This is a genomic window from Roseomonas acroporae (assembly GCF_023223525.1).
GTDB classification, from domain to species: domain Bacteria; phylum Pseudomonadota; class Alphaproteobacteria; order Acetobacterales; family Acetobacteraceae; genus Roseomonas_E; species Roseomonas_E acroporae.
On record NZ_JALPRX010000007.1, the window covers coordinates 112,351 to 120,389 of the forward strand.

Here is an 8,039-nt window from a genome sequence, read left to right on the forward strand (position 1 = left end):
GGACGGGGAACGAGGAAACGATGGCGAACAAGCTCAGGGAAGCGTGGAAATCCGGCCGCAAGACGGTGAACGGCTGGCTCGCCATCCCGCACGCCTTCCCCGCCGAGGTGATGGCCCAGGCCGGCTTCGACAGCCTGACCGTGGACATGCAGCACGGCGTGCAGGACTACCTCTCGGCCGTCGCCTGCTTCCAGGGCATGCAGCCGCACGGCGTGACGCCGATGGTGCGCGTGCCGTGGAACGAGCCGGGCATCGTCGGCAAGGTGCTGGATGCCGGCGCGATGGGCGTGATCTGCCCGATGGTCAACACGCGCGAGCAGGCCGAGCAGCTCGTCTCCTACTGCCGCTACCCGCCCCAGGGCGCGCGCTCCTTCGGGCCGATCCGCGCCGGCATCTACGGCGAGGCCGGCACCTACTGGCAGACCGCCAACGACGACGTGCTGGTGATCCCGATGATCGAGACGCGCCAGGCGCTCGACAACCTGGAGGCCATCCTGGACGTGCCGGGGATCGACGGCGTGTATGTCGGCCCGTCCGACCTCGGCCTGTCGCTCGGCCTGCCGCCGCTGCAGGACCGCGAGGAGCCGCAGATCCTCGAGATCTACGGCCGCATCCTGCACGAGACGAAGAAGCGCGGGCAGGTCGCCGGGCTGCACACCATGTCCGGCAAGTACACGAAGCGCATGCACGAGATGGGCTTCGCCTTCGGCACCATCATGAACGACAGCGGCCTGATGCTGACGGCGGCCCGCGCGCAGATCGCGGCGGCACGGGGCGGCTGACGGCCCGAGCGCCTGGCGAGCTGCGCCGCGCGCCGTTCCCTGCTCGCCGTTCCCCGGCGACGGGGAATCGGGCATCCGGCCGCCGGATGCGTGGGCGCCGATGCGGGGCCGCCGGACGCGGCTTCCTCCGGTGGCAGGGACTACCGGCCCGTGCCTGTCAGGACCCGTGCGGGCCGGTATCGCGTGCGGGGCCGGTGCGGCGTGGCCGCATGCGGGATCGCGGGAGCATGCGGTACGCCCTCGCGCGGACCGGCATCAGAGGATCGTCCGCAGCCCCGCGATGATGCCGACCCAGAGGCCGGCGCTCAGGAAAACGCCCAGCGCGATGCCCCGTGCCGGGCGCAGGCCGTCGCTGCTGGCCGTCAGGGTGTCCTGGACTTCCGCTCCCTCCATGGTGCGCGTCGATGCCGCCACCGCGAGAAGGGTCGCAATTTCCAGCCGTTCCGGGATCGCGCTCATGATGTGCCCGCTTTTGGTGAAGCGGTATCATTATTGGGATGATCCGGTTGCCTTTCGGTTAACGCCGGCAACCGTCACGGTGCCCGCCTCCCCTCGTCCCCATCGGATCCGACCTGCCGGACCGTGCCCTGGCTCCCGGACCGGGCGTGCCCTATCCGGGAAGCACGATCGCGCGCCGTTCCATCTCGAGGCGCAGCGCATCGGCCGATAGGGCCATCGCCTCGCCCTCGGCTCCACGCCACTCGATGCTGGAGCCGCCCGGACCGATCTGCACCGCCTCCGGCGCCGCGCCGATCGCCACGTAGACGATGTCGCGCATCCCGAGCGGCGCGAGATCGACCTCGCCCTCGGCGCCATCGGCGAAGGCGACACGGAGCCGGCGTCCCGGCTCCACCCGGACTGCGGTGATCCGTTGGAGCATGCGCCGAGCCTAGCCGGATTGCATGAACGAAGGAAGAACAAAACGTCGCGCCTCACGGACCGGCCCGGCAGCCCGGCGTGCCGCGCATGCCTGTCCGGATGCCATGATCCTGCCGCGAAACGGGCCAGGAACGGCCAGGACCGGCCCCTAGCTTCCCGGTCACCGGAAAGGGGATTCTCCTATGCCCAGGCTCGCCCTCAGCCTCATCGTGCTCGCTTCCACGGCCATCGCCGCGCTGGTCTTCGTGCTGATCGGCGACGGCCTCGGCCCCACCGGGCTGCGCCCCGCCGCCGTCGCCTGGCCCGCGGCGCTGTCGGGCGGCATGCTCGGCCTCGGCCTGATGCTGCTGGAGCCGCGCCAGCGCGCCGGCCAGCCTCTCGACGCCGCCGGCTGAGCCGGCCCGTCACCGTACCGGCCCGGATCGTCCCCCGGCTCCACCTGCCGGGGCGCATCCGCCCGCCGTGGCGCCGGCCGATGGCGCCCTCGCCGGGCGGCGCCCGCGCTACAGGTTGAAGCTGGCGCGCAACCCGACGGCCTGGAAGGAACGATCCGGACCGTCCAGCGCGATGCTGCCGTTCTCGTACTGTGCCTGCAGGCGCAGGTTGGGCGAGAGGTGCCAGGTCAGCCCGCCCGTCCAGATGCGCTGCCGCCCGCCCCGCGTCGGGCCGTCGCGCAGGTCGACCACGCTGTAGCGGCCGGCAAGTTCCAGCGCGCCCCAGTTCCCGTTCGCCGGGTCGATCCAGCCGCGGGTCTTCGGCCGTGCCCAGGTGCCGGTGCTGCGGTTTCGTTCGCGCGGCGGCCCCACCAGCGGCACGACGGCGGTGACGTAGCCGCCGTCGAAGCCGCGGCTGCCGCCGCCCGTCAGCTCCACGCCGATATGCTGGTAGAGCGCCTCGACGTAGACGGGCCCGATCCGCCCGGCCAGTTCGGGCCCGATCGCCCACGCCGTGTCGGTGCGCATGCCGCCCGTGTCGAGGAAGCGGTTGCTGTTCGCCCCGCGCAGCTCGGGGTAGTCGCGCAGGCGCAGCGTGTCGGGGCCGGGGCTGGTGCCGGGCGCGAATTGCGCGGTGCCGTCGAGGCCGATCTGCAGGCGCACGGGGCCGAGCTCCGGCAGCAGCGCCACGGCGCGGCCGACCAGGCCGCGGGCGCGGTCGTCGCTGCGAGTCGAGAGCACCTGGCCCGTCACGTAGCCGCTGGCGTTCCAGCGGTCGCCGCGCGCCTCCAGCCCGAGCGCCAGGCGCGTGACGCCCGAGGCCAGGCTGGCGGTGATGGCGGTGACGGAGGCGCGCTCCAGGAACGGCAGGTCGAAGGAGCTGCCGGCATATTCGGGCAGGTGCTGCAGGGTGAAGGCGCCGGCCCGGATGGTGCCCCAGCCCAGGCCGGTCCAGCCGAGCGAGGCCTCGAAGAGCGCGTTGCTGGTGGCGGGGTTGCCGCCGAGGTCCCAGGTGAAGTTGTACTCGAACGCGTCGAGGACGGTGCCGCGCACGCCGAGCCGGCCGCGCCGCAGGTTGGCGGCGTCCTCGAAGCCGGCGGCGCGGCCGCCGCGGTCCTGATCGACGAACAGCGCGCCGTCCACGTCGAAGCGCACCAGCGGGGAGAGGGTGAAGCCGCCATTGCCGATCGAGAGCACCGGGCGGTCGTTGCGCCAGGACCAGCCATCGGTGGCGGCGGTGGCGGTGGCGGACGTCGCGGCGGCGGGCCGGGTCGCGGGCTGGCTGTCGGGCCGGGCGTCGGATTGAGCGGCCGATTGGGCCATGGCGGGAAGCGGGGCGGCGAGCAGGGCGGCGAACAAGGTGACGCGGCGGCGCGGCATGCGGAATCCTCGAATGGCCGGCCGTCAGGTTATGGCGCCGGCGCCGCGCCGAGGCGGCGCCGGCATGACAGGGTGGTGAGCGCCGCCCGTCTCGCACGGGATTGAAGCGGCGGCCGCTCGACGCGGGTCCGCGCTCGCGCGGACCCGCATGGCCCGTCGGCTCGAGCGGATCGCCGGCGGGTGGACACGCCCGGCGGCGTGAATCCGCGCGGAGAACAACGAGCGACGGCGAACCGCAGTCCCAACCGGACTGCGGGTCGCCGTCGCCGCGCGGCCGCCCCACCGGTCCCGCGCGCGATGCCCGTCGGCACAAGCCGGGTTTCGCGCCGGCCGGTAGGCCCTTCCGCCGCCAGAATCTGCGCCTGGGCGTCAGCCAGGCGAACAATCCCGATCGCCGAGGAGCGACGCGCGGCGCGGATTTCCGGGGCGCCCGGCTTTGTCAGCCCTTCTCGGGATAGAGCGAGAGCAGCCCCGCCTCGGAGGCGTCGCAGCGGCCGCGCTCCGTGATCAGCCCGGTCACCAGGCGCGCCGGCGTCACGTCGAAGGCCGGGTTGGCGGCCGGGCTGCCCTCGGCGGCGACGCGCACGCGCACGATCTCGCCCGCCTCGTTGCGGCCCGTCAGCTCCGTCACCTCCTCGCCGGCCCGCTCCTCGATCGGGATCTCGGCGATGCCGTCGCGCACGCGCATGTCGAGCGTCGAGTGCGGCATCGCCACCCAGAACGGCACGCCGTTGTCCCTCGCCGCCAGCGCCTTGAGGTAGGTGCCGATCTTGTTCGCCACGTCGCCGGTGCGCGTCACCCGGTCGGTGCCGACGATCACCAGATCCACCTGCCCGTGCTGCATCAGGTGGCCGCCGGCATTGTCGGCCACCACCGTGTGCGGCACGCCGTGCCGGCCCAGCTCGAACGCGGTCAGCGCCGCGCCCTGGTTGCGCGGCCGCGTCTCGTCCACCCAGACATGCACCGGAATTCCCGCGTCGTGCGCCTGGTAGATGGGCGAGAGGGCGGTGCCGTAGTCCACCGTCGCCAGCCAGCCGGCGTTGCAGTGGGTCAGGACGTTCACCACCTCGCCGGCCGCTTTGCGCGCGGCCGCCTGCTCGATCAGCGGCAGCCCGTGCTCGCCGATGCGCCGGCAGGTCTCGGCATCGTCGTCGGCGATGGCCTTCGCCTCGGCATAGGCGGCCGCGACGCGCCGCGCCGGCGGCTGGTTGCGCAGCGCCGCCAGCATCCGCTCGATCGCCCAGCGCAAGTTGATCGCGGTCGGGCGGGTCTCCGCCAGCATGGCGCAGACCGTCTCCAGCCGTTCGGTCGAGGCGTCCTCGCGCAGCGCCAGCGCCACGCCGTAGGCGGCGACGGCACCGATCAGCGGCGCGCCGCGCACCTGCATGGACCGGATCGCGTGCGCCACCTGCTCCTCGTCGGTCAGGCGCAGGATCTCCAGCGCCCAGGGCAGCCGGGTCTGGTCGAAGATGCGGACGGACCAGCCATCCTCGTCCACCCAGACGCTGCGGTAGTGCTTACCCTCGATCTTCATGCGTGCGGAATTCCCGGAAGGCTGGCCAGTGGGACGATTGGGTGCGGACGATTGGACGGGGCGGGCGGCGCGGCGGGTGACCGGGCCGGGAAACGCGGTCCGGCGCGGCCGCGTCCCGCACCGACATGGACCGGGAAGGGGCCCGGCACCCGTGAAGACGGCATGACAGGTGGCGAGGCGGCGGCGCGAGGGCCGGCGGCCGGGCGCTCAGATGCGCTGGTGCAGTGCGCAGACCAGGGTGAACAGGCGGCGCGCCGTCTCGAAATCCACCTCGATGCGGCCTTCCAGGCGCTGGATCAGCAGTTCGGCGCCCTCGTTGTGCAGCCCGCGCCGGCCCATGTCGATCGCCTGGATTCGCGCCTCCTGCGCCCCCTCCGACACCGCCTGCTCATGGCTCTCGACCACCATGTGGTAGTCCTTGATCAGCCGGCGGAACGGGCCGAGGGCCAGGATGATGGCGCGCAGCATCGCGTCGTTCGTGTCGTGCACCTCGAAGGCCAGCCGGCCGTCCCGGATGCACAGGTGCAGCACGTAGGGACCGGGCGGCAGGTCGCGCGGCACGAAGCGGTTGCCGGCCAGCAGGTCGGTCACCGCCTGCTGCCGGTCGGCCTCCGCATAGGGGGAGAGCGGCGGCGCATCGTTGCCGAGCTCGATCCGGATCAGGTAGCCCGGCTCCGGCGCCTCCTGGGCATCGCCGGGGCCGGTCATCGCGGCGCCGTTCACCATGTCGGCGCCGCCGGGTCGCGCTCCGCGAGCGCGGGGCCGCGCGCGGCGCCCTCCGGACCGGGGGCCGCCGGCCCGGAGGGCGGCTGGGCCGGGCGTGGCGGCACGTTCTCGAGCCCGCCGCCGTGATGCTCCTGGCCGGCGAAGCCGAGGCGCAGCATCCAGCCCACCACGGCGCCCTTGACGGGCCGCAGGATCAGCGTGCAGGCGATCGCGAAGAGCGGCAGCCACAGCGCCATGTGCAGCCACATCGGCGGGTGCCAGCGCGTCTCGACCCAGAACACGATCGGCACCAGCAGGTGGCCGACGAGGAAGATGGTGAAGTAGGGAGGCGCGTCGTCCGCGCGCAGCGCGCCGAGCGGCGCGCCGCATTCGGCGCATTCCGGCACCACCTTGAGATAGCCGTCGAAGACGCGGCCGACGCCGCAGGCGGGGCAGTGATTGGTGGCGCCGCGCCCGAGCGCGGTCAGCAGCGGCAGTTGCTCGTAAGGCGTGGCGGCGGTGGCCCGGGCCGGCTCCCAACGCATAGCGGTGCTTCCTCGATGAGGGGCGAAACTGAGCCAGCGCGCGGCGGCGATCAAGAGCCGAACGCGTCGGGGCCGGGGCGGGGCCGGGGTCGAAGCGACCGGTCCGCTGCCCATGACGGAGATGGCGGGGCACCACCCGCTCCTCAACCCCGTCCCCGTCGAGCCTGCCATGCCCGATGCGGAGCGCGGGACTCCGGCGCGCCCCGGTCGGCGGGAGGCGCCGGGGGGCAGCCTCACCGTTCCGTGTCCTCCGCCGCGCTTGGTTCCGGCGCTTCGCCCGGGAGGCCCGCCCGGCGCGGCGGCGGGCGCCCGGGTGCCGCTCCCCTCCGTCCGCCGTCAGGCGGCCTGCAGGACCGCCGCGACGCGGGAAAGCTCCTCCAGCCGATCCAGCATGCGATCCTGCAATTCCGCCCGCAGGGCGGGGCTGCTGAGGTGGCCGGGCTGCCGCGCCGCCGCGACCAGCGCCTCGGCGGTGCGGGCGGGATCGAGGCCCAGCAGCCGTTGCAGGACGGCATGGCGGTGCAGAAGATCCTTGGCCAGTGCCTTGAGGGCCGCCTTCGGCGAGCGCCCGCCCGCCTCTTCCCGGCCGTTCCCGTCGGGTGCCGCGGCCGGCACCTTCCCGCGCAGATCCGCCATCGCCGCCTCGCGGTCCAGGGCGCGGGTGCCGCCCCATGGCAGGCCCGGCTTGCCGAAGCGCAGCAGGGCGCGGGCGGAGGGTGGCGGCACGGCCGTGACGCTCGCCGCGACCTCGACCGAAAGGCACCAGTCGGTCCACTTGAACAGGGAGAAATTGCCCGAGCTGGTGATCGGCACCCAGGGGATGCCGTAGGTGTCGGCCAGGATGGCGCCGTGCAGGGATTCGGTGAGCAGCAGCTCCACGCCACGCAGCCGCCCGATCACCGAGGCCGGGTCGGCGCAGGGGCTGATCAGCGAGTAGCCGGCCATCGCGCAGGCTTCCCGCCAGCCCGGATAGCCGAGCGACTCCCAGTGCGGCATCACGCCGATCCGGCCCGCCCCGGCGACCCGCGGGATGTCGAGCACGCGCGGCGTCAGGATCGCGCCGTCGGACAGCGCGAGGTCGCGCGGGCAGTCGAGCAGCTCGGCCGTCAGCGGGCCGCGGACGCACCAGATGCGCCGGGGCATGTCCCAGCCCGCGACGGGATCGTAGCCGGCACCGCTGGAGAAGACGTGCAGGAAGTCGCAGCCCGGTGTCGGCATCCCGATGATGGTGCCGATCCCGAGGAAGCCGCTGCGGTCCGCCGCGTCGTCCGATGCTTCGAACAGGGCAGGGGCCGCGCTCGGCCAGAGCAGGGCATTGAGGTCGTCGCCGAAATTCGGCTGGGTCGGTCGGTAGTGGACCAGTTGCATTTTGCCTGTCTCACCTCTGCCGGGGCCCGACCCCGCCCGCCGCAGGGGCGGCGATGCGAGGCGAGCGGCTGTCGGTGCCGCAGAGGGGGACCGGGGTGGGAGCCGCCGTGAAGTCGTTCCGACGGGTTGCACCGAGGGCCAATGCGCCACAACCGATGATAGTGTCGGCCATGGTATAAAAATCGATAACGTCTCAAATCAGGCAGGATATCGGCCTGTAATGCAACCATAAGTAGCAAACCTGCGTGCGCCATCCGCCGTGCCAGGGCCGGATGCCGGCCCGCATGGCGGGGATGCCGCCGACCGCGATGGGCCCGGAACGCGAAACGGGCCACCGTCTCGCGACGGCGGCCCGCTCCGGGGAAGCCCTGTCGTGGGGGGGGGCGGGGGGGGGGGCCGGCCGGGCGGGGGG

The 8,039-nt window shown here is 73.4% G+C and carries 9 protein-coding genes; 2 read left to right on the forward strand and 7 right to left on the reverse strand.

The window, feature by feature from the left end; all coding sequences use genetic code 11:
• Window positions 1–20: 20 nt before the first annotated feature.
• Window positions 21–782, forward strand: a complete 762-nt coding sequence (locus M0638_RS02420; RefSeq protein WP_248665356.1) for an HpcH/HpaI aldolase family protein — start codon at window positions 21–23, stop codon at window positions 780–782.
• 255 nt (window positions 783–1,037) lie between these two features.
• Here M0638_RS02420 and M0638_RS02425 read toward each other — a convergent pair whose 3' ends face one another.
• A complete protein-coding gene (locus M0638_RS02425; RefSeq protein WP_248665357.1) occupies window positions 1,038–1,241 on the reverse strand; it encodes a hypothetical protein in 204 nt (67 codons plus the stop codon).
• A 151-nt stretch (window positions 1,242–1,392) separates the two neighbouring features.
• Entirely contained in the window at window positions 1,393–1,662 is a 270-nt protein-coding gene (locus M0638_RS02430; RefSeq protein WP_248665358.1) for a DUF2442 domain-containing protein, read from the reverse strand.
• A gap of 181 nt (window positions 1,663–1,843) precedes the next feature.
• Here M0638_RS02430 and M0638_RS02435 point away from each other — a divergent pair, with 181 nt between their 5' ends.
• Window positions 1,844–2,056 carry a hypothetical protein gene (locus M0638_RS02435; RefSeq protein ID WP_248665359.1) on the forward strand — a complete coding sequence of 71 codons (213 nt, stop codon included), beginning with the start codon at window positions 1,844–1,846 and terminating at the stop codon, window positions 2,054–2,056.
• Between the two features lie 108 nt (window positions 2,057–2,164).
• Here the strand turns inward: M0638_RS02435 and M0638_RS02440 are convergent, their stop codons facing one another.
• From M0638_RS02440 to M0638_RS02460, 5 genes are all read right to left on the reverse strand, one after another.
• Window positions 2,165–3,475, reverse strand: coding sequence for an OprO/OprP family phosphate-selective porin (locus M0638_RS02440; protein WP_248665360.1), 1,311 nt, complete (start codon window positions 3,473–3,475; stop codon window positions 2,165–2,167).
• A 439-nt stretch (window positions 3,476–3,914) separates the two neighbouring features.
• A complete protein-coding gene (mtnA, locus tag M0638_RS02445; RefSeq protein ID WP_248665361.1) occupies window positions 3,915–5,009 on the reverse strand; it encodes an S-methyl-5-thioribose-1-phosphate isomerase in 1,095 nt (364 codons plus the stop codon).
• A gap of 207 nt (window positions 5,010–5,216) precedes the next feature.
• Window positions 5,217–5,717, reverse strand: a complete 501-nt coding sequence (locus tag M0638_RS02450; RefSeq protein WP_248665368.1) for a UPF0262 family protein — start codon at window positions 5,715–5,717, stop codon at window positions 5,217–5,219.
• A gap of 11 nt (window positions 5,718–5,728) precedes the next feature.
• Window positions 5,729–6,259, reverse strand: a complete 531-nt coding sequence (locus M0638_RS02455) for a DUF983 domain-containing protein (protein WP_248665362.1) — start codon at window positions 6,257–6,259, stop codon at window positions 5,729–5,731.
• Window positions 6,260–6,595: 336 nt separating this feature from the next.
• Window positions 6,596–7,627: a polysaccharide pyruvyl transferase family protein gene (locus tag M0638_RS02460; protein ID WP_248665363.1), complete on the reverse strand. Its 1,032-nt coding sequence runs from the start codon at window positions 7,625–7,627 to the stop codon at window positions 6,596–6,598.
• Window positions 7,628–8,039: the final 412 nt, after the last annotated feature.

Bases quoted from the DNA above. Each gene is read 5' to 3' on its own strand.
- M0638_RS02420 (WP_248665356.1), top strand. From the start codon at position 21: ATGGCGAACAAGCTCAGGGAAGCGTGGAAATCCGGCCGCAAGACGGTG.
- M0638_RS02425 (WP_248665357.1), bottom strand. From the start codon at position 1,241: ATGAGCGCGATCCCGGAACGGCTGGAAATTGCGACCCTTCTCGCGGTG.
- M0638_RS02430 (WP_248665358.1), bottom strand. From the start codon at position 1,662: ATGCTCCAACGGATCACCGCAGTCCGGGTGGAGCCGGGACGCCGGCTC.
- M0638_RS02435 (WP_248665359.1), top strand. From the start codon at position 1,844: ATGCCCAGGCTCGCCCTCAGCCTCATCGTGCTCGCTTCCACGGCCATC.
- M0638_RS02440 (WP_248665360.1), bottom strand. From the start codon at position 3,475: ATGCCGCGCCGCCGCGTCACCTTGTTCGCCGCCCTGCTCGCCGCCCCG.
- mtnA (WP_248665361.1), bottom strand. From the start codon at position 5,009: ATGAAGATCGAGGGTAAGCACTACCGCAGCGTCTGGGTGGACGAGGAT.
- M0638_RS02450 (WP_248665368.1), bottom strand. From the start codon at position 5,717: ATGACCGGCCCCGGCGATGCCCAGGAGGCGCCGGAGCCGGGCTACCTG.
- M0638_RS02455 (WP_248665362.1), bottom strand. From the start codon at position 6,259: ATGCGTTGGGAGCCGGCCCGGGCCACCGCCGCCACGCCTTACGAGCAA.
- M0638_RS02460 (WP_248665363.1), bottom strand. From the start codon at position 7,627: ATGCAACTGGTCCACTACCGACCGACCCAGCCGAATTTCGGCGACGAC.